Origin of the sequence: Kitasatospora sp. NPDC049258 (genome assembly GCF_040678895.1) — a bacterium.
Lineage (GTDB): Bacteria > Actinomycetota > Actinomycetes > Streptomycetales > Streptomycetaceae > Kitasatospora.
Map to the genome: position 1 here is coordinate 66,530 of NZ_JBFAQT010000006.1, position 22,689 is coordinate 89,218.

Sequence of the window (22,689 nt, forward strand, 5' to 3'; positions counted from 1 at the left end):
GCCGCATGGTCGCCTACGTTCTCGCCGCCGTCTTCCTGGTCCTGCTCGCCCTCGGGGTCCGCCGCGACGTGCGCCGCTTCAGCAACGCCGTGCTGCTCGGGCTCGCGGTGACCTTCACGGTGGCCGGGCTGCTCGGCGAGCTGGCACGGCTGCCGGACGGCGTCCTGCGCGCGGCCGTCGACGTGCTGCCCGCCGCGGCCGCGCTGGGGGTCGCGGTGGTCGCCGTGCTCCTGGTCGGGAACGGCGTGGTGATGGTGCGCCAGGAGGGCGGCCGGCCAGCCAACCTGCTGTCGCTGGCGACCGGCATCGGCGGCTTCGGGCTGATCGCCCTGCTGTGGGCGGCCGCGCACGTCGACTCCGGGGCGCTGCACGCGGTGGCCACGGCCGCGCTGCTGGTCGCGGGCTACCTCTCCTTCCTGCTGTTGTGCTTCGTGGGCTACGCCGCCCTCTACGGCCGGCTCCCGCCCAGGGACGACGTGGATTTCGTCGTGGTGCTCGGGGCCGGCCTGGTGAACGGCGACCAGGTGCCGCCGCTGCTCGCCGGACGGCTCGACCTCGGGATCGCCCTGGCCGGGGCGCGGACCGTGGACGGACGGTCGCCGGTGCTGGTGGTCTCCGGCGGCAAGGGCTCCGACGAACAGGTCCCGGAGGCCACCGCGATGGCCGGCTACGCCGTCGACCACGGGGTGCCCGCCGCGCGGGTGCGGTGCGAGGACCGCTCCCGCAGCACCGCCGAGAACCTGCTGTTCAGCGCCGAGCTCATGCAGGCCGAGCGGCCCGGCTACCGCTGCACCGTCGTCACCAGCAGCTTCCACGTGCTGCGGGCCGCGCTCGCGACGCGCCGCGCCGGGGTGCGCGGGCAGGTCGTCGGCGCGCGGACCGCGGGGTACTACTGGCCGAGCGCGATGCTCAGGGAATTCGCCGCCGTACTGCTGTCGTACCCGCGGGTCAACGCGGGCGCCGTGCTGCTGCTGGTCGTGGTCGGCGCCGCGGCGGGCTGGCGGTCCTGACGGCAGGGCTGCCCGCGCGGACGGCCTACCCGGGCGTGCCCGAGGAGCGATCGTCGGTCTCGAAGACGATCAGGAACCCGACCTCGGTGTCCTCCGCGTCCAGGCACGCGTAGCACTCGCCGCCGGCGCCGAAGGCCAGGACCACCAGGGCGCCGGGGCCCTCGGCGCCCTCGCCGTGCAGCTGCCGGCCCGCGGCGAGCGCCCCGGGCTCCGGGCGCGCGGCGGCGCTGCCGAGCCGGGCCGGAGAATCTGCCGCCGCGTCACCGATCACCGTGCCGCCGGAGCCGGTGGGCAGCCACGTGCCGAAGCACGGCCGCAGGTCGACCGGTCGGCCCGGCCCGTGCCGGAGCAGGACACCGAGCGCCCGCGGACCGGCACCGGGCGCCGCATCGGTAACGACGTACACCGGGTGGCGGCCCGGCGGGACCTCCCCCGCTGGTCGGCGGCCCGCACCGCCCCCGAGGGCGCCGCCGGCCGCCCGGCCTCGACGATCCACCGCGGCCCGTCGCCGTCCTGCCGGCCTTCGGCCACGAATCCAGCAGCGCGGCGCCGAACTCCACCGGCGGCCCTTCTGCGGCGGGCGACACCGCCGGGCACGCCCCGCAGCCGCTCGCGGCACCCGTGCAGCCGGCCCCGGGCGGGCAGTCCACCCACCCGGCGAACACCGCCGCCGCCGGTGCGAGCACCGGGCCTTGCCCGAGCGCGGCGAGGAGCACCACACCGGCACAGGCGATCCCGGCCGCCAGGAGGGCCGGCTGCACGGCGAACCAGAGCAGCACGCCGAAGCAGCTCAGCAGCGGCCCGAGCAGAGTTGGTCCGGCGAGCAACGCCGCCTCGACCTCGTCGGCGGGCCGCGGGTCCACGACGGCCGCCGTCGCGGTGTCCACGTCCACCACCACCCGGCCCTCGCGGTCCATCCGGAGCAGCGCGGTGTCCACCACCCGCTCCGGTCCGCCCGCCACGAAGGCCAACTCGTAGAGCGACAGCCCAACCCCCACCGGGCACTCCTCCCCCACCGGCATCCGAGACCCCGCCGGCCTACGAGGCTCGGCGGGGCCCCCGGCTCACGGCTGCTGCCGGGTGAAGACGTCCTGGCCGACCATGGTGGCCTCCCACGCGTCCGCCGTGCTCGCCGGTCGGGTGAGCAGCCACATGGCCGCGATGCGCTGCTCCCGCTCGAAGTACTGGCCGCTCCAGCTGGTCACCGAGCCCTCGTCGGTCTCCTGGTTGTGCCAGGCGACCGTCCAGCCGACGGCGGACCCCAGCTCCGGGCGGCCTGCCGGACGGCAGCGCCCGGCGATCTCGAAGCTGCCGACCACATGGCCGGTGCCGGAGGTGTAGACGCCGCTCACGCTGCCGGACGGCTCCACGGCGAGCTGCATATGGGATCCGAACTGGTTGTACCAGTCACCGGCGATGCTCATCGGTCAGCCTCTCTGCCGCCGGCCCCGGGCGGAGCCGCCGTCCCATCGTGACCCGGCCCGCGGGGGTCCGCACACCGGAGGGCCGGGAGTTCAGCCGAGCCGGCCGTCCGGCCCCACCGTCCCGATCCGACGGCCGGTGATCCCCTGCGGGCGGACGCGGACCCACAGCGGGCGGCGCCCGCCGGCCCAGGGCGAGGTGCCCGGACGCTCCTCGATCACCCGGACGGCCTGCGGATCGTCGACCCGCTCGGCGGTGCCGGTGATCAGGACGCTCCAGCCGGTGCCGGTCCGGTCGTCGATCCGGTCCACCTGGAAGGAGACCGGGGTGTCCGGGGCGAGGGCGGCGACGCCGTCCGGGGCCGTCCGGTACACGATCGTCCCGGCGTCGACCGTGTAGTTGACCGGGACCACCACCGGGCTGGGCTCGGCCGCCAGCGCGATCCGCCCCACACCGCGCGGGCCGACCTTCTGCCAGCACTCGCTCTCGGTGAGGCGGACCAGGACGGGGTGCTCCGGTGGACTCCCCGAGCCGCCCGGTGGCGGGTCGGCCGGCCCTTCGAGCAGCTCCCGGTAGGTCACCCCGAGGGCGGCGGCGATCCGCCGCAGCCCGTCGGCGTCGAACTGCGGGCCGGCCTGCGTCACCCGTCGCAGGTAGCTCGGGTCCATCCCGGCGCTCTTCGCCAACTCCGGCTCACCGAAACCGAGTTGTTCGCTGCGCTCGGTGATGCGCCGGCGGACGGCGGGCAGGTCCACCGGCTGCTCGGCGGAGCCGGGGTCGGGGTCGGGAGCGGCCGGCATCGCGGGCCTCCTCTGCTGCGCACCCGGACGTCACGGGTGGTCGGGAGTCACGGGTGGTCGGGGGTCGGAACGGGAGCCGGAGGCAGGCCGGCAGGTGGGGCGGTCAGGAGGTCGGGACGACCGCGACCGGGCAGTGCGCGTGCAGGACGACGGCCTGACTGACCGATCCCATCCGGCCGAACGGGCCCTCCGGCTTGCCGTGGCGGCCCACCACCACCAGCTGGTGCGTCCTCGACAGGGCCACCAGCTGCTTGGCGGGCCCGGACCGCACCGCGTCCTCCTCCACCGGCACCTCCGGGTACTTCTGCTGCCAGCCGGCCATCACCTCGGCGAGCAGTCGCTGCTCCTCGGCGGCCACATGACCCGTCTCGTACACGGGTGGCATCGCATGGCCGGGGCCGAGGACGAGCGGATAGCTCCAGGCGTGCACGGCGCGCAGCGGCAGACCGCGCCGACCGGCGGTGTCGAAGGCGAAGTGGAGCACTCCCTCGGCGGGTTCCCGCGCATGGACGCCGACGGCGACACCGTCCCTGGCCGCGGGGTCGGGTGCCCGGACCACCACGACCGGGCAGGCGGCGTGCGCGGCGACGTGCAGGGTGGTCGAGCCGACGAGCAGTTCGTGGAAGCCGCCCGTTCCGCGCGAGCCGACCACGAGCAGGCCGGCCGCGGCGCTGAGGGTGACGAGGGTGTCACGCGGGCTCGCGTCGAGCAGCTCGCTGCTGACGTCCAGGCCCCGGTGGCGGGCCGCGGCCCGCTCGGTGAGCTCGTGCAGCGTGTCCGCCCCCGCCCGCCGGGAGGCCTCGGCGTCCGCCGGGTCCGGTGCCTGGTGCGGCTCCCACACCCACGCGTGGACGACGTGCAGGCGTAGCCCCCGGGACTGCGCCTCGTCCGCGGCCCAGTCGACGGCGTTTCCCGCACTCGCGGGATCATCGACCCCGACGATCACCGGATGTGCCATGACATCCTCCTTCGCTCCGGGAGAGCCGGGCCTCCGGGCGCGCCCCGGGGTGGCTCCGGGCCAGGGCGGACCGCGGCCGGCCCTTCCCTCGATCGTCGGACGGCGGCCCGGCGGCGGCAACCGGCGGGGCCCGCGCCCGGCGGCGGGCGGGTCGCGGGCCCCGGGCCGTCCGGGCCTTTCGGAGCCGAAAGGGATCCGTTCGACCCTCCTCGGCCGGGCCCCGGAGCGACGAAAATGGGAGGAGTGGTGGGTCCCGCCCCTCGCGGCGGGGCAGGAGCATCGGGAAGGAGCCCGGGATGTCTGCGCCCGACGACGGACCGATCCGCACGGTGGCGTGGGTCGTGGAGCATCCCGGCCCGATGGCCTCGGGCCCGCTGCGGCGGGTGGGGCGCACCGTCCCCGAACCGGGGCCGCAGGAGCTGCTGATCGAGATCGCCGCCTGCGGCGTGTGCCGGACCGACCTCCACCTCGCCGAGGGCGACCTCCTGCCGCGGGTTGCGCGACGCACCCCCGGCCACCAGATCGTCGGCCGGGTGCTGCGTCGCGGCGCCGAGGTGCGGGAGTACGCCCCCGGGGACCGGGTGGGGGTGGCCTGGCTGGCAGGCACCTGCGGCAGGTGCCGGTACTGCCGGGCCGGGCGGGAGAACCTCTGCCCGGACTCCCGCTACACCGGCTGGGACCTGCACGGCGGCTACGCCCGCTACACGGTGGCCGACGCCCGCTTCGCCTACCGGCTGCCGGAGGGGCCGCCCGACGAGGAGCTCGCCCCGCTGCTGTGCGCGGGGATCATCGGCTACCGGGCCCTGGAGCGGGCCGAGCTGCCGGCGGGCGGGCGGCTGGGGATCTACGGGTACGGCGCGTCGGCGCACCTGACCGCCCAGCTCGCCCTCGCGCGCGGGGCCACCGTGCACGTCCTGACCCGGGCCGAGGAGGCCCGGCAGCTGGCGCTGGAGCTGGGCGCGGCCTCCGCCCGGGACGCGTACGGGGCCCCGCCCGAGCCGCTGGACGCGGCGATCCTGTTCGCCCCGGTCGGCGACCTGGTGCCGGTGGCCCTCTCCGCCCTGGACCGGGGCGGCACGCTGGCGGTGGCCGGCATCCACCTCAGCGACATCCCCGGGCTCGACTACCAGCGGCACCTCTTCCAGGAGCGGACGCTGCGCAGCGTCACCGCCAACACCCGTGCGGACGGCCGTGCCTACCTGGCGGAGGCGGCCCGGCACCGCCCGGTGGTCCACGTCCAGCGCTACACCATGGACCGGGCCGACCGGGCGCTGGCGGACCTGGCGGCCGACCGGGTGACCGGCGTGGCCGTGCTGGTCTCGGACTGACCCGCCGGTACCCGAGGACCGGCCCGCTCAGGGCCGGTCGGAGCCGGATCCGAGCCGGTCAGGGCCGGTCGGAGCCGGATCCGAGCCGGTCAGGGCCGGTCAGGGCCGGTCGAAGGCGGCCAGCACGGAGTCCAGGGCGGCGGCCAGCCGGCTCAGGTGGGCGGGGTCGGCGAACATGGTGAAGTGGTTGCCGGGCACGGGGAGGACCGCCATGTCGCCGTCCAGGTGGGCCTGCCAGCGGGTCTTCGGCTCGGCGCGGATCCGGAGCGCCTCCAGCAGGTCCCGGTTCTCCTGCTCCCCGGCCTCGAACAGGACCAGGTCGGTGCGCAGGAGCCGGTCGGGGTAGTGGCCCTTGAGCACGTCGTGGTTGTGCTTCCAGGTACCGAAGAACCCTTGGTACTCCTCGGTGGTGGCTCCGGGCGCGAAGGCCTGGCGGAGCATCAGGGGGAAGGCGGCGGCGAACTCCTGGTCGGTGATCCGCGGGCCCACGTACGCCTCCGGAGGGTGGCTGTCGAACATCACCAGCAGTTCGACCTCCTCGCCCTCCGCCTGCAGTTGCAGGGCGAGTTCGAAGGCGACGTTGCCGCCGAAGGAGTAGCCGCCGAGCCGGTACGGGCCGTGCGGCTGGGCCGCCCGGATCGCGGCCAGGTACGCGCTCGCCAGTGCCCGCAGGGTGGCCGGGCGCTCGCCCGGGAAGCCGAGCGCCGCGAGCGGCGTGCGGGCCCGGCCGGCGTGCGAAGCCAGCTGGAAGTAGCAGAAGTTGGTGCCGCCCGCCGGCGGGAGCAGGAAGAGCGTGCGCCCGTCGCCGGCCCGCACCGGGACGACGCCGGCCACGATCGGGGCACCCGCAGCCGCACCGCCGATCCGCTCGGCGATCCGCTCCGCGATCCGGCGCGGGGTGCGCAGGGCCGCGAAGGTGTCCAGGTCGAGCTCGGCGCCGAAGGTGTCCCGGAGCGCCGTGACGATGCCGACGGCGGTCAGCGAGTCGCCGCCGAGCTCGTAGTAGTCGTCGTCGGGGCCGACCGGCGCCGTCCGCAGGTGGCGCTCGACGAGCTCGACGACCAGCTCCACCGGCGGCCGGGCGGTGTCCGCCGCGATCCGCACCGGACCGGCTGCCTCGGCGGGCACCACCGGCCCGGCGGCCCCGGCGGGCTCCGCCGGCTCGATCCAGTGCCGGACCGGCCGCAGCGGGTAGGGCGGCAGCGAGATCTTGCCCACCGTGTCCAGGCCCCAGTCCGCGGGCCGCGGGTCCTCCCCGTCGAGCCAGGCCCGCACCACCGGCTCGCCGAGGTCCGGCTCCGCGCCGTCGAGCAGGGCCCGCAGCCCGGCCCGTACCTCGGCGGTGTCGGAGGCGGTGAAGGCGTACCGCACCGGCAGCGGGTCGCGGCCGGTCAGCAGGGTCCTGGCGAGCTCGGCGACCGGCACCGACCGGGTCCGCAGGAAGTCGAGCAGGCCCTGCGCGCCGGCCCGCAGCGCCTCGGGGTCGCGGGCCGAGAGCACCACCGGGTACCGGCCGACGGGGCTCGGCCGGCGGGCCGGCGGGGCGGTCAGCACCACGTGCGCGTTGGTGCCGCCGAGGCCGAAGGAGGAGACCGCGGCGGCGGCCAGCGGCGGGTCGCACCGGGTGGCCTCGGTGACCACCCGGTAGGGCAGCTTGTCCAGCCGCAGATGGGGGTTGGGGCGGTCGTAGTTGATCTGCGGCGGGATGGTCTGGTGGCGCAGCACCAGGGCGGCCTTGACCAGGCCGACCACGCCGGCGGCGGCGTCCAGGTGGCCGAGGTTGGCCTTGACGCTGCCGATGGCGCAGCCGGGCGCCGGACCGCCGGCCGCCGCGTGCGCGGCGGCGAGGGCCCGCAGTTCGATCGGGTCGCCGAGCGCGGTGCCGGTGCCGTGGGTCTCCACGTAGCCGATCCGGTCGGCCGGGACGCCGGATTCGGCCAGCGCGGCCAGGATCGCCGCCCGCTGGCCGGCGGGGCCGGGCGCGGTGAAGCCGATCTTGTCGGAGCCGTCGTTGGTGACCGCGGTGCCGCGGATCACCGCGTAGACCTGGTCGCCGTCGGCCAGCGCGTCCGCGAGGCGCTTGAGCGCGACCACGGCGCAGCCGTTGCCCTTGACGGTGCCGGAGGAGTCGGCGTCGAACACCCGGCAGTGTCCGTCCCGGGACAGGATGCCGCCTTCCTGGTAGCCGTGGCCGCCGGTCTGCGGCAGGGTGACGCTGACCCCGCCGGCCAGCGCGAGGTCGCTCTCGCCGCGGCGCAGCGAGGCGCAGGCGAGGTGCACGGCGGTCAGCGAGCCGGAGCAGGCGCTCTGCACGGCCATGCTCGGGCCGGTCAGGCCCAGGCGGTAGGAGACCCGGGTGGTGAGGAAGTCCTTGTCGTTGCCGATCAGGACGGGGTAGCTCAGCGCGGAGTCGGCGTACTCGGTGCTGCGCAGGACGTTGGCGAGCAGGTAGGTGCTCAGGGTGGTGCTGCCGAAGACGCCGGTCCGTCCGGTGAGGCGGGACGGCGGGTTGCCGGAGTCCTGCAGGGCCTCCCAGGCGCAGGTGAGGAACAGCCGTTGCTGGGGGTCGGTCAGCATGGCGTCCCGGGGCGTCATGCCGAAGAACTCGGCGTCGAACAGGTCGGCGTCGGGGAGGTCCGCGCCGTACGGGACGTGGGTGGCGGCCGCCGCCTGCTCCGCCGGGACGCCCGCCGCGCGCAGCTCGTCGGGGTCGAACTTCCTTACCTGCTCGGCGCCTTGGAGCAGTCCGGCCCAGAAGCCGCGGACGTCGGCCGCGCCGGGGAACCGGCCCGCCATCCCCACCACGGCGATCGCCGTGCTCTCCTCGATCGGCTCAGGCACCGGAGTTCGCCTCCCCGAAGGCCGGCGCGGCGGCGGCCGGCACGGGCAGGCCGAGCGCGTCCAGGTGGGCGGCGAGCCGGCGCACCGTGGTGTGCGCGAACAGGTCGGTGATCTCCAACTCCTTGGCGTGCTCGTGCTCCTGGAGGCGCTGGTAGACCTCGATCACGTGCGCGGAGGAGCCTCCGAGGTCGAAGAGGTTGTCGTCGGGGCCGACGGCGGCGCCCGGCAGCGCCTCCTGCCAGGCCGCGCGCACCAGTTCGTGGTTGCCGCGGCAGAGCGGGGCGGTGGGCCGGGGCGAGTCCGCGGCCGGCCAGGGCAGGGCCTGGTCGTCCACCTTGCCGTTGACGGTGAGCGGCAGCGCGTCCAGCCGGACCAGCCGGCCGGGGACCATGTATCCGGGGACCAGGTCGCGCAGTGCGGCCCGGACCTGCGCGTCGGGGCCGATCGCGCGGCCGGCCAGGAAGCCGACCAGCTCCGGCTCGCCCTGCGCGGACCGGGACAGTCGCACGGCGCACTCGCGGACCCCGTCCACGGCCATCAGCGCGGACTCGATCTCGCCGAGCTCGATCCGGAAGCCACGCAGCTGCACCTGCCGGTCGATCCGGCCGAGGTGGACCAGGGTGCCGTCCGGCCGGACCACCCCGAGGTCGCCCGAGCGGTACAGCCGCTCCCCGGGCCGTGGCCCCGGCAGGAAGCGCTGCTCGGTGAGTTCGGGCCGGTCGAGGTAGCCGAGCGCGACGCCGGCCCCGCCGACCAGCAGCTCGCCCGGTACGCCGATCGGGCAGGGGTGCAGGTCCTGGTCGACCACGGTGACCGTGAGGTCGGCGAGCGGCCTGCCGATCACCGACTCCCGGGTCTGCCAGGCGTCCTGCGGCCGGATCGGGTGGTAGGTGGTGTGCACGGTGGTCTCGGTGATGCCGTACATGTTGACCAGCTGGGCCCGCTCGCCCATCAGCTCGTACCAGGGGCGCAGCGCCGCGAACGACAGCGCCTCGCCGGCGAGGACGATCCGGCGCACGGCGAGCGCCTCGGCCCGCTGCGGGGTGAGCACCTTGAGCAGCTGCCGGAAGGCGGACGGGGTCTGGTTGAGCACCGTGACGCCGGTGTCGGCCAGCAGGGCCAGCAAGCGGTCCGGGGACTTGGCGGTCAGCTCGGGCACCACGACCAGCCGGCCGCCGTGCAGCAGCGCGCCGAACAGCTCCCACACCGACACGTCGAAGGCGTAGGAGTGGAACAGGCACCAGGTGTCGTCCGGCCCGAAGCCGTAGTGCCGGTCGGCGGCGCGGAACAGGCGCATCACATTGGCGTGGGTCACCCGGACGCCCTTGGGGCGGCCGGTGGAGCCGGAGGTGAAGATGATGTACGCGGGCTCGGCTCGGCGGTCGCCGCCCACCGGGTCGTGCTCGGCGCCCTCGGCGAGCAGCGCCTCGGCGTCCAGCAGCCGCATCCCGCCGTCCGGCCACCGGTCCTGGTCGGCGATCAGCGGCAGTCCGTCCGCGAAGTCGGCGACGATGTGGGCGATCCGGGTGGCGGGCGAGGCGGGGTCGAGCGGCACGTAGGTCTTGCCGGCCTTGAGCACCCCCAGCAGGACGGCGACCAGGTCGAGGCCTCGGCGCATGGCGACCGCGACGCTGTCGCCGGGGACGAGGGCGGCGATCCGGTGGGCCACCCGGTTGGCCCGGGCGTTGAGTTCGGCGTAGGTCAGCCGGTCGGCGCCGTCCTGGACCGCGGTGCGGCCGGGGTGCTCGGCGGCGGTCCGCGCGAACCAGGCCGCGAGCGAGGGCGGCAGCTCGAACTCCTCCGGCTCGCCGACGAGTTGCCGGATCCGCTGCTCCTGCTCGGGGGCCATCGCCGGCAGCGATCGCAGGTCGGCCCCCGGGTCCTGGGCGACCAGCGTGAGCAGGTGCCGCAGCATGCCCTCCGGGTCGGCCTCACTCAGGCTGTGCACGTACTCCAGGTTGACCGCGAACCGGCCGCCGAAGTCCTCCACGGTCATCCCGAACGGGTACCTGACCTGCCGCCGCGGCACCAGCAGCGGCTCCATCGCGCAGCCGGGGAGCCGGAGTTCGAGCGGCTGGCGGTAGTAGGTGAAGGCGTTGTCGAGGGTCAGCAGGGTGCTCTGCATCCCCTCGGCCACGGTGCGCAGGTTGGCGGCCAGGTCGAAGTCCTGGTGCCGCAGCATGCCGACCGAGGCGTCCTGCACGGTGCGCACCAGGTCGGTGAAGCTCCGGTGGGCGGTGAGGTCGACCGCCAGCGGGAGGGTGTTGACGAAGTAGCCGAACGCCTGGCGCCGACGCAGTCCGCGCCGGTTGCCGAGCGGGACGCCCGCGACCAGCTCGCGGTTGCCGGTCAGCCTGGAGAGCACCACCAGGTGCGCGGCCAGGAAGAAGGCGAACGGGCTGCTGCCCTGCTCGGTGATCCGGGCGCGGATCCGCTCGGACAGCTCGTCGTCGAGTTCGAGCCGCCGCTGGGTCCCGGCCAGCACCCCGCCGGAGCGCGGGTGTCCGAGCCCGTCGTTGGTCAGCGAGGAGAGCGGGCCGAGCTTGCGGCCGAAGAACTCCAGCGCGACCGACCCGGCCGGCTCCTCCTCGACCAGGTCGGCCGGGTGCAGGGCGGCCAGGCCCGGCAGGTCGGCGGTCGGGTCCCGGTAGAGCCGCTCCACCGCGTCGACGAAGTTGTAGAAGGTGTAGGCGTCGGCGACCAGGTGCGAGAAGAGCAGCGAGACGTAGACCCCGTCGGCGGCCCGGTGGACGGCGAAGTCCACCTGCGGCCGGGCCTCCGGGGCGATCGGGGTGTCGGCCAGCGCGGTGAGCCGCTCCAGCACCGCGGTCCGGCCGGACCCGGGCAGGTCGATCACGGGCACCGTGAGCTCCGCCGCCCGGGCGGTGTCCTCGACGCTGACCGTCGTACCGGCCCGGTCCTGGAAGCTCACCCCGAAGGCCGCGATCCCGCGGCCCAGGCGTTCCAGTACCGAGCGCAGCCGCTCGACGTCGACCTCGCCCTCCACCCGGAGGCAGACCGGCAGGTTGAACGAGGCGTCGCCCGGGAACAGGCGGTGGTGGGTGATCAGCCGCAGCTGGGCGGGCGTGGCCGGGCGGATGGTCTCCGCTGTCATGAGTCCCCCATGGATGATGACGAGATCGGGTCGCGGCGGGCCGGGCACGCCCGGCCGCCGACCGCAGTTGAACCAGGAGCGCTGGGGGATGACTGGAGTGCGCGTTCGGCCCCGGTCGACATCCGGTCGCGGACGCACGGCCGGGGTCACAGCAGGGGCGCCCGGCCGAGCCGGTACGGCGGGATCCCCGGCGGAGGTGGGTCCGCCGGGGATGCCGGGCCGGTCGGGCCCCGGGGGTCAGCCGGTCGCCGGGAACGAGCCCTGGAGCCGGGTCACGTAGTCGGCGAGGGCGGGGCCCCAGCAGCCGTAGTTGTGGCCGCCGTCGCAACTGGGGGCCAGCGACGAGCCGTTGCCGTAGTCGACCAGGCGGCTGGGGAGTCCGAGCGGGTCCAGCCGGGCCTTGACGGTGTCGGCGGCGATCTCGGTGAAGTGGTCGATCAGGCCCTGGCTGCCGGTGTAGAGCGCGATCTCGGCACCGTCGAGCCTGGCCAGGTTGGTGGCGGCGGCCGGGTTGACGGCGTTCCAGACCCGGTCCGCACCGAAGACGGGGTAGGGCGAGCCGTAGACCGCGTCGCTGTCGACGGTGGGTCCGTAGCCGGTGCAGGTGCCGGTGCCGGACGGGGTGGAGGTGCTGACGGCGCACCAGGCGCCGGTGAGGTTGAGCTCCGTGGCCAGGACCGCGCCACGGATCTCCGCCATGCCGAAGTCGAGGCCGCCGGAGAGGGAGGCGACGTGGCCGAAGAGGTCGGGCCGGGCCTGTGCGTAGTGCAGGGCGCCGGAGCCGCCCATCGACAGGCCCGCGACGGCGCGGTGCGCGCGGTCGGCGGCGGTGCGCAGGTTGGCGTCGATGAAGGGGACGACCTGGCCGAGGTGGAAGGTCTCCCAGTTCGCCGCGCCCACCGGGGTGTTCTGCATGACCCAGTCGGCGTACCAGCCCTTCAGGCCGCCGTCCGGCACCACCGTGATCATCGAGTCCGAGTGCAGCGCCGGGGCGGCCGCGGCGTCGTCCACGGTGCCGCCGCCGCCGTGCAGGAAGTACAGCACCGGCCAGCGCCTGCCGGGGTCGGCGGCGTAGCCGCTGGGCAGGAAGATCCGGATCTTGTGCGGGCCGGACACCTGACGGGTGGTCACCGTGATCGTGAAGTCGGTGGCGGAGTGCACCTCGGTGGCGCCGGCGACCTGGGTCAGGCCGTACCCGTCGGAGAGCACCGGCGGGGCCGCGCCCTCGGCGTGGGCGGCGGGCACCGTTGCGAGCAGCGCGGTCACGGCGATGGCGGCGGCGGCGACGGCTGCCCTCGCGGGCCGGAGCCAGCTGGTCGAACGTGGAGTCATCGGTCGTCCTCTCGGGGAATGTGCGGTTGTCGGGGATGCGGCCGGGGCGGCGCATTTCCGGTGGCGGAACTCGGCGGGCAGCTTCCGGAAGCTGCTTTCAGCGGTGGCACGCGGCGGCGACGACCAGCAGCAGGATGATTCCGGCCGCCGGGAGGCATCCGCCGCCACCGTCCGGTCTCTTCCGATTGGTCTCCACCTGCCCGCCGGGGGGAATTCCCGGGTGCTGTTTGGCGTAGTGCTCGATCTGCTGCTGCTCACCCTGGGATTCGCCGAGCCACGCCGTCCTGAATCCGCACTCCCCGCACCAGTAGCGGTAAGCCATCTCGACCCCCAAATGTCGTCCGCTCGTCCGCCGTCGGCGGGTGGGCTGCACCGATCCTGCTGTTCCCACAGGTCGGGGGCCAGGTCAGGGCACCGGCCATCCATGACCGGTCGTCACGATAGGCTCTGCGGCGACCGCGCACGGTGGTCGAGGGGGTGCGAAGTGACGGATCAGGTCGGGGCGTTGTTACGACGGCTGCGGACCCGTTCGGGGTTGACGCAGGAACAGGTGGCGGAGCGCTCCGGGGTGAGCGTGCGAACCATCCGCAGGCTGGAGACCGGCAGATCCAACGATCACCGGCTGGGGACGCTGAACCTGCTGGCGGACGCGCTGGAGGCCGGCCCCGAGGACCGCCAGCGACTGGTGGCCACATTGGCGAAAACGCGTACCCTGCCGGATCCCGAGCCGGCCCCGGCCATTCCCGCGCCGAATCCCGCAGCGATTCCCGCGCCGGCCCGCGCGCTCTCCCCGATCCGCGCCGCGCTCGCCACCGCCGCCGACGAGCTGGCGGCCGAGGTCCGCCGCCGCTGGCAGCGCGAGGAGGAGCAGCGCCGGGTGCACGACCCGTTCCCGCTGCCGGTGCGCTGGCAGCAGGCGCCGGTGTCCCTGACCGACCATTCGGAGAACATTCAGCGCCTGCCCCCGGGCGTGACCTCCCCCGGGGTGGACCTCAGCGGGGACCTGCGGAGCGTGACCGAGGTCTACCGGCGGATCTCCTCCGGGCGGCTGGTGGTGCTCGGCCGGGCCGGCTCGGGCAAGTCGATCCTGACGATCCGGTTCGTGCTGGACCACCTGGCGGACCCGGCCCCGCTCGACCGGGTGCCGGTGATCTTCAGCCTGGGCTCCTGGGACCCGACCACCAGCACGCTGCGGGACTGGCTGGTCGACCGGCTGCTGCGGGACCATCCGCACCTGGCCCGCCGGGCCCCCGGCGGCACCACGCTGGCCGCCGCCCTGGTCGACGCCGACCTCGTCCTGCCGGTCCTGGACGGCTTCGACGAGATCGCCGAAGGCCTGCGCCTGGCAGCCCTGGACGCGCTCAACGCCACCTCGCTGCCGCTGGTCGTGACCAGCCGGCGCGGCGAGTTCGCCGAGGCCGTCCGGGCGGCCCGCTCGCCCCTGGTCTGGGCCGCCGGCATCGAACTCACCGACCTCACCCTGGACGACCTCGCCGCCTACCTGCCCCGGACCGCCCGCCCGGTCACCCGCACCGAAGGCGAGGACGCCACGGGCACGCTCTGGGATCCCGTCCTGGCGGCACTGCGGGCCGGGCGCGGCGACGGCAGCCGGCACCTCGCCCGGGTGCTCGGCACCCCGCTGATGGTCATCCTGGCCCGGACGAGCTACAGCGAGTCGCCCGAACGGGATCCGGCGGAGCTGCTGGACACCGGGCGGTTCCCCGCGGAGCACGCCCTGGAGGAGCACCTGCTGGCGGGCTTCGTGCCGACGCTCTACCGGCGCCGGACCCCGGAGCGCGCCGACCGCGGCGGGCCGGAGCGGAACTGGGACCCGGAGCGCGCCGAGCACTGGCTCGGCTTCCTGGCCCACCACCTGGTCCGGCTGGAGCGCGACCAGCAGGACCTCGCCTGGTGGCAGCTGGGCGACTCGCTGCGGCGCTCCACCCGGGTGCTGGCGGTGGTGGTGACGACCGCGCTGTGCGTGGCCGTCACCGAGTGGCTGCTCGCCGTCCCGATCGCCCCGCTCGGGCCCGGTGAGATGCTCCTCCAGGGCGCCCTGATGGGGCCGGCCGCCGGCCTCGCCTTCGGCTCCGTGTACGGGGCGATGACCGCGTCCGGCACCGGGTCCTTCGAGCCGGTCCAGGTGCGGCTGCGGCTGCCCGGCACGCACACCGGCATCGGCCGCCGGCCGATCCGTACCTTCGGCGCCCGGTTCGGATCCGTGCTGCTGGGCGGATTCGTGCTGGGGGCCGGGTGCGCGAGCGCGCTCACCCTGGAGCGCGCGCTGTACGGCCGGGTCCCGCTGCTGAACGCCGAGGTGCTCGAGGGCACCCTCATCAACATGCTGGTCTTCGGCCTGATCTTCGGATCGGGCGCCGGGCTGGTCTTCGGGCTCCTGGCCGCCCTCGAAGCGCCCCTGGACGTCGCCTCGGCGGCCACCCCGGTCGCGCTGCTCAGCGCCGACCGGGCGACGGCGCGCCGCCAGCTGCTGGTCCTCGCGCCGCTGCTCACCCTGGCGATCGCGCTCGGCGGGCACCTGGTCGTCCTGCTGCTCCGGGGGCTGGTCGGGCCGCTGAACTGGGACCTGCGGGACGGCGTCTTCGTCGGGGCCATCGGCGGCATCGGCGGTGCGCTCTCGTACACGCTCTCGTTCACCGCCTGGGGACAGTGGGTGGTGCTGTGCCGCGTCTGGCTGCCGCTGACCGGCAAACTGCCGTGGGATCCGGTCGCCTTCCTGGACGACGCCTACCGCCGGGGGGTGCTGCGCCAGACCGGCGCCGTGTACCAGTTCCGGCATGTCCGCCTCCAGCACCACCTCGGGCGCTCCTACCGCGCGCGGCAGGCCCGCTACGCGCCGGCCCGGTTCGCGCGCCGGGTGTAGGCCCGGCCTGCCGGTGCGGCCGGCAGGCCTCGTGGTCGCTCCCGCCGCGGTGCTAGAAAGGACCCATGGTCGAACACCCCGACCGACCCCGGACCGTGTCGAACCGGTCGCCGATCGCGAAGAGCTCTCGCGGCAAGAGTCCTCGGAGCGTTGCCGGCCAGGTCTTCGTGCTGCAGGTCTCGGTGGTGGTGCTGCTCGTCCTCGGGGCGATCCTGGCGCTGGTCCTCGAGTCGCGCCGGGCCAGCACGGACGAGGCCCTGAACCGCTCGGTGGCCGTCGCGCAGACCTTCGCGAACTCCCCCGGCCTCCGGCTGGCGCTCAAGGCGCCCGACCCGTCCGCGATCCTCCAGCCGATCACGGAGGAGACCCGCCAGAAGGCCGGGGTGGACTTCATCGTGGTCATGGACACCAACGGGATCCGCTACACCCACCCCCTGCCGGACCGGATCGGGAAGAAGTTCGTCGGCACGATCGGCCCGTCCCTGGCCGGCCAGGTCTACACCGAGAGCGTGCACGGACCGCTCGGGCACGAGGTCCAGGCGGTCGTCCCGGTCACCGCTCCCGACGGATCGGTGGTCGCCCTGGTCTCGGCCGGACTCAAGGTCAAGAACGTCACCACGGCCGGCGACCGGCAGCTGCCCGTCATCCTGGGCACCGGCGCCGCGGCGCTCGCGCTGGCGACGGCCGGCACGGCCCTGGTCGCCCGGCGGCTGAAGCGGCAGACCCGGGGCCTGGGCCCGACCGAGATGACCAGGATGTACGAGCACCACAACGCCGTCCTGCACGCGGTGCGCGAGGGTGTGGTCATCGTTTCCCAGGACGGCCGCCTGCTGCTGGCCAACGACGAGGCGAAGGAGCTGCTCGGGCTGCCCGGCGACGCGGAGGGCCGACACCTGGACGAGCTGGGCGACCTGGACCCGGACACCGCCGAGCTGCTGCTGTCGGGCCGGCTGGCCACCGACGAGATGCACCAGTCCCGCGGGCGGCTGCTCGCGGTGAACCAGCGGCCGACCGACCGGCACGGCGGCGCGATGGGCACGGTGGCGACGATCCGCGACTCCACCGAGCTGCTCGCGCTGTCCGGCAAGGCGGAGGTGGCGGGCAAGCGGCTCGCGCTGCTCTACGAGGCGGGGGTCGGCATCGGCGCCAAGCTCGACGTGGCCCGCACCGCCGAGGACCTGGCGCAGGTCGCCGTACCGGGCTTCGCCGACTTCGTGACCGTCGACCTCGCCGACCCGGTGCTGCAGGGCGAGGAGCCCAGCGGCACCGGGATGGACCTGCGCCGGGTGGCCGTCCACGGCATCCGCGCGGACCACCCCTTCTACCCGCGCGGCAGGCTGATCGCCTTCGTCCCCTCGACCCCGCAGGCCCGGGGTTTCGACAGCGGCCGCTCCCAGGTGGTGCGCGACCTGTCCGTGGACCGCGGCTGGCAGGCCCAGGACCCGCAGTGGGCGCAGCGGATCGTCGAGTACGGCGTGCACTCGCTGATCGCCACCCCGCTGACGGCGCGCGGCATCGTCCTCGGCGTCGCCAACTTCTGGCGGTCGCAGAAGCCGGAGCCGTTCGACGAGGAGGACCGGACGCTGGCCGAGGAGCTGGTGGCGCGGGCCGCGGTCAGCATCGACAACGCCCGCCGCTACACCCGCGAGCACGCGATGGCCGTGACCCTGCAGCGCAGCCTGCTGCCGCACGCCCTGCCGCAGCAGAGCGCCCTGGAGGTCGCGCACCGCTACCTGCCCGCGCAGTCCGGGGTCAGCGGCGACTGGTTCGACGTGATCCCGCTGCCCGGCTGCCGGGTCGCGCTGGTGGTGGGCGACGTGGTCGGCCACGGGCTGCACGCGGCGGCCACCATGGGGCGGCTGCGCACCGCCGTGCACAACTTCTCCGCCCTGGACCTGCCGCCGGACGAGCTGCTCGGCCACCTCGACGAGCTGGTGAACCGCATCGACCAGGAGGAGACCGACAGCCGGACCGGGATCGGCGTCACCGGCGCCACCTGCCTGTACGCGGTCTACGACCCGACCTCCCGGCTGTGCACGATCGCCCGGGCCGGCCATCCGGCGCCCGCGCTGGTCCGGCCCGACGGCAGCGTGGACTTCCCGGAGCTGCCGATCGGGCCGCCGCTGGGCGCCGCCGGGGGCATGCCGTTCGAGACGGCGCAGGTGCGGCTGGCCGAGGGCACCCAGATCGTGCTGTACACCGACGGTCTGGTCGAGGAGCGCACCCGGGACTTCGACGTCGGTATGGAGCTGCTGCGCGCGGCGCTGGCGAGCCGGCAGCGGGAGCCCGAGGAGCACTGCCGGGTGGTGCTGGAGGCCATGCTGCCGGCCCGCCCGCAGGACGACGTGGCGCTGCTGATCGCCAGGACCAGGGTGCTCGGCGCGGACCACGTCGCCGAGCTGGAGGTCCCGTCCGATCCGGCAGCCGTCGCCGAGATCCGCGCGTGGAGCAGCGCCAAGCTGGCGGAGTGGGGCCTGGAGGAGCTGGCCTTCGGCACCGAGCTGGTCCTCAGCGAACTGGTCACCAATGCGATCCGCTACGGCTCGCCGCCCGTCCGGGTGCGCCTGCTGCGCGACCGCAGCCTGATCTGCGAGGTGGCCGACGGCAGCAACACCTCGCCGCACCTGAAGTACGCCGCGGCGACCGACGAGGGCGGCCGCGGCCTGTTCCTGGTGGCCCAGCTCACCGAGCACTGGGGCACCAGGTACACCCCGCAGGGCAAGATCATCTGGGCGGAGCAGCCGCTCCCGGCCGCGACCGGGAGCCAGGACGAGCAGCAGCGGGCGCCGTCGGCCGCCGTGCGCTGACGGCCCCTACGGGCCCGGCCGCGCGCCGGGGGCGGCTGCGGGGGCATCATGGCCAGCAGGGAGACCGAGGAGGTTCGGGCGATGGGCATCTCGTTGACCACCGATCGACTCATCGTCCGGGACTGGTCCGTCGACGATGCCGAGGACGCCTTGGCGATCTACGGTTCGCCGGACGTCGCCCACTGGCTCACCCCGGTGATGGAGCGGGTCGGCGACGTGCCGGCGATGCGCGCGGTGCTGCTCGCGTGGCAGGAGGCCCAGCCGAACCTGTCCCCGCCCCGCGGGCGGTGGGCCGTGCAGCGCCGGGACGACGGCGCGGTGGTCGGCGGTCTCGGCATCAGGCTGCTCCCGCCCTACGAGGACGACCTGGAGATGAGCTGGCAGCTGGCCCCCGGTGCCTGGGGGCAGGGCTACGCCACCGAGGCCGGCCGGGCGTTGATCTCCTGGGCCTTCACCCATGACGCCGAGGAGCTCTTCGCGGTCGCGCGGCCGAACAACGCGCGCGCCATCGCCATGTCGAAGCGGCTGGGCATGCGGTGGGTCGGCGAGACCACCAAGTACTACGGTCTCAGCCTCCAGGTCTACCGGATCCGGCCCGGCGACCTCGCCGACCGACCGCCACCCGCCGGCTCCCGCTGATCAGCCGACCAGCCCGCGGCCGCGCTCGAAGAAGGCCAGTACCCCGTCCACCCCGCCGAGCTCGCGGACCGTGGCCAGCGCGCCGAACGACGCGTTCCAGAACGGCCCCTGCTGCGCGGTGTGCGGCCCGACGTAGGCGTACGGCTCCGCCTGGAGGTCGTCGCCCGGGGAGACCCCGTAGTTGACCTCGGCCGCGGTCACGGCGAGGTCGAAGTGCTCGGGCCAGATCACCGGGTCGGCCCCGGGCACGAGCCGCCGCAGCGCGGCGTCGCCGATAGCGAAGGCCTGCGCGATCCGGTGCGCGGCCGGCGGATCGGCTTCGATCACCTCCTCGGGGCGGACCCGGGATCCGTCCGGGTAGAGCCCTTCGGGCGCACCGGCCGTGACCCCGAGCGCGGCCGCCAGCTCGGCACAGCTGGTGCGCTCCAGGAAGATCCGCTGTCCGGGTGCCACCAGGTCCGCGCCGACCACCTGGAGGTCCGGGGCCGCCCGGGTGGCGAAGCCGCCGAGTGAGGCGCGCAGCCTGATCGTGCCACTGGTCCGGTACTGCGGACCGGCCAGCACCAGCTCCGCCACGGCGTGCAGGGCGCGGCGGGTGCGTACGTGCGATGCGATGTCCATGGCGGCATGTTCCCGCACCGGGGCGCCCGGCCGCCGCACCCGACTCACCCGACTCACCCGACGCGCCTGTCGCACCTGTCGCGCCGCCCGTCCGCCCGTCCGCCCGTCCGCCCACCGCGCGGGGTCGGTAACGTGTCCGGTGTGTCTCTCTCCGACCTCGTCCGACTGCGCCAGGCCCGCGACCGGATCGACCGCGACTACGCCGAGCCGCTGGACGTCCCGGCGCTGGCGCGGGTCGCCCTGATGTCTTCGGGGCACTTCTCGCGCAGCTTCCGCGCCGCCTTCGGCGAGACGCCGTACAGCTACCTCATGACCCGCCGGATCGAGCGGGCCAAGGCGCTGCTGCGGCGCGGCGACCTGTCGGTGACCGAGGTCTGCATGGCGGTCGGCTGTACCTCGCTCGGCTCGTTCAGCTCGCGGTTCACCGAGTTGGTCGGTGAGAGCCCGAGCGCGTACCGGGCCCGCGACCACGAGGTCGGGGCCCCGATCCCGGCCTGTGTCGCCAAGATCCACACCCGGCCGGTCAGGAACGGAGAAGCGAAACCCGCCACCGGTCCGTAGCGTGATCGGCATGGATCTCAAGCTCGCACAGTGTTTCATCGCCGTCGACGACCACGACAAGGCGCTCGCCTTCTACCGCGACGTGCTCGGCCTCGAAGTGCGCAACGACGTCGGTTTCGAGGGAATGCGCTGGGTCACCGTCGGCTCCCCCTCGCAGCCCGACGTGGAAATCGTCCTCGAGCCGCCGCTCGCGGACCCGAACGCCCCGGCCGCCGACCGCCAGGCGGCGGCCGAGCTGATGGCCAAGGGCATGCTGCGCGGCGTCATCTTCCGGACGGACGACTGCGACGCCGTCTTCGAGCGGATCAGCACCGCGGGCGCCGAGGTGCTGCAGGAGCCGATGGACCAGCCGTACGGGGTGCGCGACTGCGCCTTCCGCGACCCGGCCGGCAACATGCTGCGGTTCACCCAGCCGCGCAAGTGACCGGCCCCCTGCCCGGCAGCCCCTCCCGCCCCGGCGCGGGAGGGGCGCTCCCGTCCCGGACACCGTCACCGGGGTGAGCGGCCGGGGGCCGGGCGGCGCCAGCCGCGGGCTCGGCCAGCACGAACAGCCGGACCAGGTCGTGCAGGTGGTGGCGGTCGAGGCCGTCGCGCGGCGGCTCCAGCAGCCCCGCGTCGACGAGCCGCCCCAGGACTCCGGTCGTCTCCTCGGCCCCCGGTCCTCGGGGGACCGCGCCCGGCCCTTGGCGGCCTGGCGCGGCACCCGCCCGCTCGGCGCCGGCGAGCCGCCGCAGCGCCTCGGCCGGCTCCTCGGTCAGCTGCCGCAAGCCCGCGCGGAGGTGGGCGTCGACCGCGAGGTCGCCGACCCGGAGCTCGCCGAGCCGGCGGCCCTCCTCCCGCAGCCGGCCGGCGAAGGCGGTGACGCTCCAGGCCGGTCTGGCCGCGATCTTGGTCGCCGCGATGCGCAGGGCGAGCGGGAGGCCGCCGCAGGCCGCCGCGATCTCGTCGGCGGCGGCCGGCTCGGCGGCGATCCGGTCCGGCCCCGCGACGGCCGACAGGAGCTCGACCGCCTCGGCCCGGGCGAGCGGGCCGAGCCGCACCGCGGTGGCGGGAGCGAGCCCGCCCAGCCGGGCCCGGCTGGTGACCAGCACGGCGCAGCCGGGGCCGCCCGGCAGCAGGGGACGCACCTGCGTCTCGCCCTCGGCGCCGTCGAGCACCAGCAGGACCCGCCGTCCGGCCAGCAGGGAGCGGTACAGCTGCGCCCGTTCCACCGGGGCCGCGGGGACCTCCTGCGCCGGCACGCCGAGGGCCCGTAGGAAGCCGCCCAGCAGGTCGGCGGGATCGGCCGGTTCGCCCCGGGCCCCGTGCAGCTCGGCGTAGAGCTGGCCGTCGGGGAAGGCGGCCCGGACGGTCCGTGCGGCCCGCACCGCCACGGTGGTCTTGCCGATGCCCACGCCGCCCGTGACCAGCACGACCGCCGCCGGGCGAGGGCCGGCGAGGGCCTGCGCGATCGCCTCGACCTCGCTGCTCCGCCCGGTGAAGTCGCCGACATCGGACGGGAGTTGGGCGGGCCGGGTGAGCGCCCGGGCCGCCGGGCCAAGGTCGGCGCCGGGCGGTGCGAGGCCAGGATCCGCGCCGAGGATCCGCTGCTGCAACCGTCGCAGCCCGGGGCCCGGCGCCACCCCCAGTTCCGCGGCCAGCACCCGGCGGGCCGCGGCGTACACCTCCAGTGCCTCGGCCTGCCGGCCGCTGCGGTACAGGGCGGTCATCAGCAGCCCGCGCAGGCCCTCCCGCAGCGGGTGCTCGGCGCACAGCGCGGTCAGCTCCGCCACCAGCCGGGCGTGCCCGCCGAGGCCGAGTTCGACTTCCAGGCAGCTCTCCAGGGCGCCGAGGCGCCGCTCGGTGAGCCGCGCGCGCTGCCGCTCGGCGTAGGGGCCCGGCACGCCGCCGAGCGCGGTGCCCGCGCCCAGCGCCAGCGCCTCGCGGTACAGCCCGGCGGCGCGCTCCGGCTCACCGCCGGCCTGCCGGGCCGCCGCCGCGTCCGCCAGGCGGTCGAACTCCTCGGTGTCCAGGCTCCGGCCGGCCGGCTCCAGGGCGTAGCCCCCCGCCCGGGACACCAGGGGCCGTACGGTGCCCGCCCTGGCGGCGCCGAACGCGGCCCGCAGGCGGGAGACGTGGTTGCGCACCACCGCGGCGGCCGACGGCGGCGCGGCCTCGCCCCAGACCAGGTCGGCCAGCTCCTCGACCGTCACCACCCGGCCCGCGCGCAGGGCGAGGACCGCCAGCACGGCCTGCCGCTGCCCGGACCCGGCGGCGACCTCCCGCCCGGCGCAGCGGATCCGTACCGGGCCCAGCAACGAGATCCTCAGAACCTCCACGACCAACCCCCGACCAGCCCCCGACCGCCGCCGGCCCAGCACCACCGTGCCTGCCC

17 protein-coding genes and 1 pseudogene are annotated in these 22,689 nt (G+C 75.3%); 7 read left to right on the forward strand and 11 right to left on the reverse strand.

Translation table 11 applies throughout. The features are described from left to right. The first annotated feature begins 5 nt into the window (after positions 1–5). Positions 6–1,010 (forward strand): YdcF family protein, encoded by a 1,005-nt coding sequence (locus AB0K43_RS07645; RefSeq protein ID WP_363636858.1) that lies wholly within the window; start codon positions 6–8, stop codon positions 1,008–1,010. Between the two features lie 25 nt (positions 1,011–1,035). Here AB0K43_RS07645 and AB0K43_RS07650 read toward each other — a convergent pair whose 3' ends face one another. From AB0K43_RS07650 to AB0K43_RS07670, 5 genes and pseudogenes are all read right to left on the reverse strand, one after another. Continuing rightward, positions 1,036–1,416, reverse strand: coding sequence for a hypothetical protein (locus AB0K43_RS07650; RefSeq protein WP_363637162.1), 381 nt, complete (start codon positions 1,414–1,416; stop codon positions 1,036–1,038). Positions 1,417–1,843: 427 nt separating this feature from the next. Beyond that, a pseudogene (locus tag AB0K43_RS07655) lies at positions 1,844–2,032 on the reverse strand (TIGR04222 domain-containing membrane protein); the annotation flags it as partial. A 42-nt stretch (positions 2,033–2,074) separates the two neighbouring features. Next, on the reverse strand, positions 2,075–2,434 hold the full coding sequence (locus AB0K43_RS07660; protein ID WP_363636860.1) for an avidin/streptavidin family protein: 360 nt from the start codon (positions 2,432–2,434) through the stop codon (positions 2,075–2,077). 90 nt (positions 2,435–2,524) lie between these two features. Continuing rightward, complete coding sequence (locus AB0K43_RS07665; RefSeq protein ID WP_363636862.1) at positions 2,525–3,232, reverse strand: pyridoxamine 5'-phosphate oxidase family protein; 708 nt, start codon at positions 3,230–3,232, stop codon at positions 2,525–2,527. 103 nt (positions 3,233–3,335) lie between these two features. Beyond that, complete coding sequence (locus tag AB0K43_RS07670; protein WP_363636864.1) at positions 3,336–4,190, reverse strand: universal stress protein; 855 nt, start codon at positions 4,188–4,190, stop codon at positions 3,336–3,338. A gap of 296 nt (positions 4,191–4,486) precedes the next feature. Between AB0K43_RS07670 and AB0K43_RS07675 the strand changes: the two genes are divergently transcribed. Continuing rightward, the gene (locus AB0K43_RS07675) at positions 4,487–5,518 is read left to right on the forward strand and encodes a zinc-dependent alcohol dehydrogenase family protein (protein ID WP_363636866.1); all 1,032 of its coding nucleotides are present in this window, start codon (positions 4,487–4,489) and stop codon (positions 5,516–5,518) included. Positions 5,519–5,617: 99 nt separating this feature from the next. Here the strand turns inward: AB0K43_RS07675 and AB0K43_RS07680 are convergent, their stop codons facing one another. The 4 genes from AB0K43_RS07680 to AB0K43_RS07695 all read right to left on the reverse strand — a co-directional run bounded on the left by AB0K43_RS07680 (position 5,618) and on the right by AB0K43_RS07695 (position 13,128). Then, entirely contained in the window at positions 5,618–8,359 is a 2,742-nt protein-coding gene (locus AB0K43_RS07680) for a beta-ketoacyl synthase N-terminal-like domain-containing protein (protein ID WP_363636868.1), read from the reverse strand. Next, complete coding sequence (locus tag AB0K43_RS07685) at positions 8,352–11,474, reverse strand: amino acid adenylation domain-containing protein (RefSeq protein WP_363636870.1); 3,123 nt, start codon at positions 11,472–11,474, stop codon at positions 8,352–8,354. Before AB0K43_RS07685 ends, AB0K43_RS07680 begins: the two co-directional genes overlap by 8 nt. A gap of 237 nt (positions 11,475–11,711) precedes the next feature. Then, the gene (locus AB0K43_RS07690; RefSeq protein ID WP_363636872.1) at positions 11,712–12,806 is read right to left on the reverse strand and encodes an alpha/beta hydrolase-fold protein; all 1,095 of its coding nucleotides are present in this window, start codon (positions 12,804–12,806) and stop codon (positions 11,712–11,714) included. A 97-nt stretch (positions 12,807–12,903) separates the two neighbouring features. Next, the gene (locus AB0K43_RS07695; RefSeq protein WP_363636874.1) at positions 12,904–13,128 is read right to left on the reverse strand and encodes a hypothetical protein; all 225 of its coding nucleotides are present in this window, start codon (positions 13,126–13,128) and stop codon (positions 12,904–12,906) included. Between the two features lie 102 nt (positions 13,129–13,230). Between AB0K43_RS07695 and AB0K43_RS07700 the strand changes: the two genes are divergently transcribed. The 3 genes from AB0K43_RS07700 to AB0K43_RS07710 all read left to right on the forward strand — a co-directional run bounded on the left by AB0K43_RS07700 (position 13,231) and on the right by AB0K43_RS07710 (position 19,133). Next, entirely contained in the window at positions 13,231–15,687 is a 2,457-nt protein-coding gene (locus AB0K43_RS07700; protein WP_363636876.1) for a helix-turn-helix domain-containing protein, read from the forward strand. 65 nt (positions 15,688–15,752) lie between these two features. Then, the gene (locus AB0K43_RS07705) at positions 15,753–18,494 is read left to right on the forward strand and encodes a SpoIIE family protein phosphatase (RefSeq protein WP_363636878.1); all 2,742 of its coding nucleotides are present in this window, start codon (positions 15,753–15,755) and stop codon (positions 18,492–18,494) included. Between the two features lie 81 nt (positions 18,495–18,575). Beyond that, entirely contained in the window at positions 18,576–19,133 is a 558-nt protein-coding gene (locus AB0K43_RS07710) for a GNAT family N-acetyltransferase (RefSeq protein ID WP_363636880.1), read from the forward strand. Here the strand turns inward: AB0K43_RS07710 and AB0K43_RS07715 are convergent, their stop codons facing one another. Further along, on the reverse strand, positions 19,134–19,754 hold the full coding sequence (locus tag AB0K43_RS07715; RefSeq protein WP_363636882.1) for a hypothetical protein: 621 nt from the start codon (positions 19,752–19,754) through the stop codon (positions 19,134–19,136). Between the two features lie 141 nt (positions 19,755–19,895). On the opposite strand from AB0K43_RS07715, the gene AB0K43_RS07720 reads away from it, so the two are divergent. Both AB0K43_RS07720 and AB0K43_RS07725 read left to right on the forward strand, forming a co-directional pair. Continuing rightward, positions 19,896–20,315, forward strand: coding sequence for a helix-turn-helix transcriptional regulator (locus AB0K43_RS07720; protein WP_363636884.1), 420 nt, complete (start codon positions 19,896–19,898; stop codon positions 20,313–20,315). A 10-nt stretch (positions 20,316–20,325) separates the two neighbouring features. Further along, positions 20,326–20,739, forward strand: a complete 414-nt coding sequence (locus AB0K43_RS07725; RefSeq protein WP_363636886.1) for a VOC family protein — start codon at positions 20,326–20,328, stop codon at positions 20,737–20,739. Here AB0K43_RS07725 and AB0K43_RS07730 read toward each other — a convergent pair. Beyond that, entirely contained in the window at positions 20,720–22,633 is a 1,914-nt protein-coding gene (locus tag AB0K43_RS07730) for a transcriptional regulator (protein WP_363636888.1), read from the reverse strand. The two genes, AB0K43_RS07725 and AB0K43_RS07730, sit on opposite strands and share 20 nt — an antisense overlap. Positions 22,634–22,689 lie beyond the last annotated feature (56 nt).

Coding starts and splice junctions, on each gene's coding strand:
- AB0K43_RS07645 (WP_363636858.1), top strand. CDS start 6: ATGGTCGCCTACGTTCTCGCCGCCGTCTTCCTGGTCCTGCTCGCCCTC.
- AB0K43_RS07660 (WP_363636860.1), bottom strand. CDS start 2,434: ATGAGCATCGCCGGTGACTGGTACAACCAGTTCGGATCCCATATGCAG.
- AB0K43_RS07665 (WP_363636862.1), bottom strand. CDS start 3,232: ATGCCGGCCGCTCCCGACCCCGACCCCGGCTCCGCCGAGCAGCCGGTG.
- AB0K43_RS07670 (WP_363636864.1), bottom strand. CDS start 4,190: ATGGCACATCCGGTGATCGTCGGGGTCGATGATCCCGCGAGTGCGGGA.
- AB0K43_RS07675 (WP_363636866.1), top strand. CDS start 4,487: ATGTCTGCGCCCGACGACGGACCGATCCGCACGGTGGCGTGGGTCGTG.
- AB0K43_RS07685 (WP_363636870.1), bottom strand. CDS start 11,474: ATGACAGCGGAGACCATCCGCCCGGCCACGCCCGCCCAGCTGCGGCTG.
- AB0K43_RS07690 (WP_363636872.1), bottom strand. CDS start 12,806: ATGACTCCACGTTCGACCAGCTGGCTCCGGCCCGCGAGGGCAGCCGTC.
- AB0K43_RS07695 (WP_363636874.1), bottom strand. CDS start 13,128: ATGGCTTACCGCTACTGGTGCGGGGAGTGCGGATTCAGGACGGCGTGG.
- AB0K43_RS07700 (WP_363636876.1), top strand. CDS start 13,231: ATGACCGGTCGTCACGATAGGCTCTGCGGCGACCGCGCACGGTGGTCG.
- AB0K43_RS07705 (WP_363636878.1), top strand. CDS start 15,753: ATGGTCGAACACCCCGACCGACCCCGGACCGTGTCGAACCGGTCGCCG.
- AB0K43_RS07710 (WP_363636880.1), top strand. CDS start 18,576: ATGGGCATCTCGTTGACCACCGATCGACTCATCGTCCGGGACTGGTCC.
- AB0K43_RS07715 (WP_363636882.1), bottom strand. CDS start 19,754: ATGGACATCGCATCGCACGTACGCACCCGCCGCGCCCTGCACGCCGTG.
- AB0K43_RS07725 (WP_363636886.1), top strand. CDS start 20,326: ATGGATCTCAAGCTCGCACAGTGTTTCATCGCCGTCGACGACCACGAC.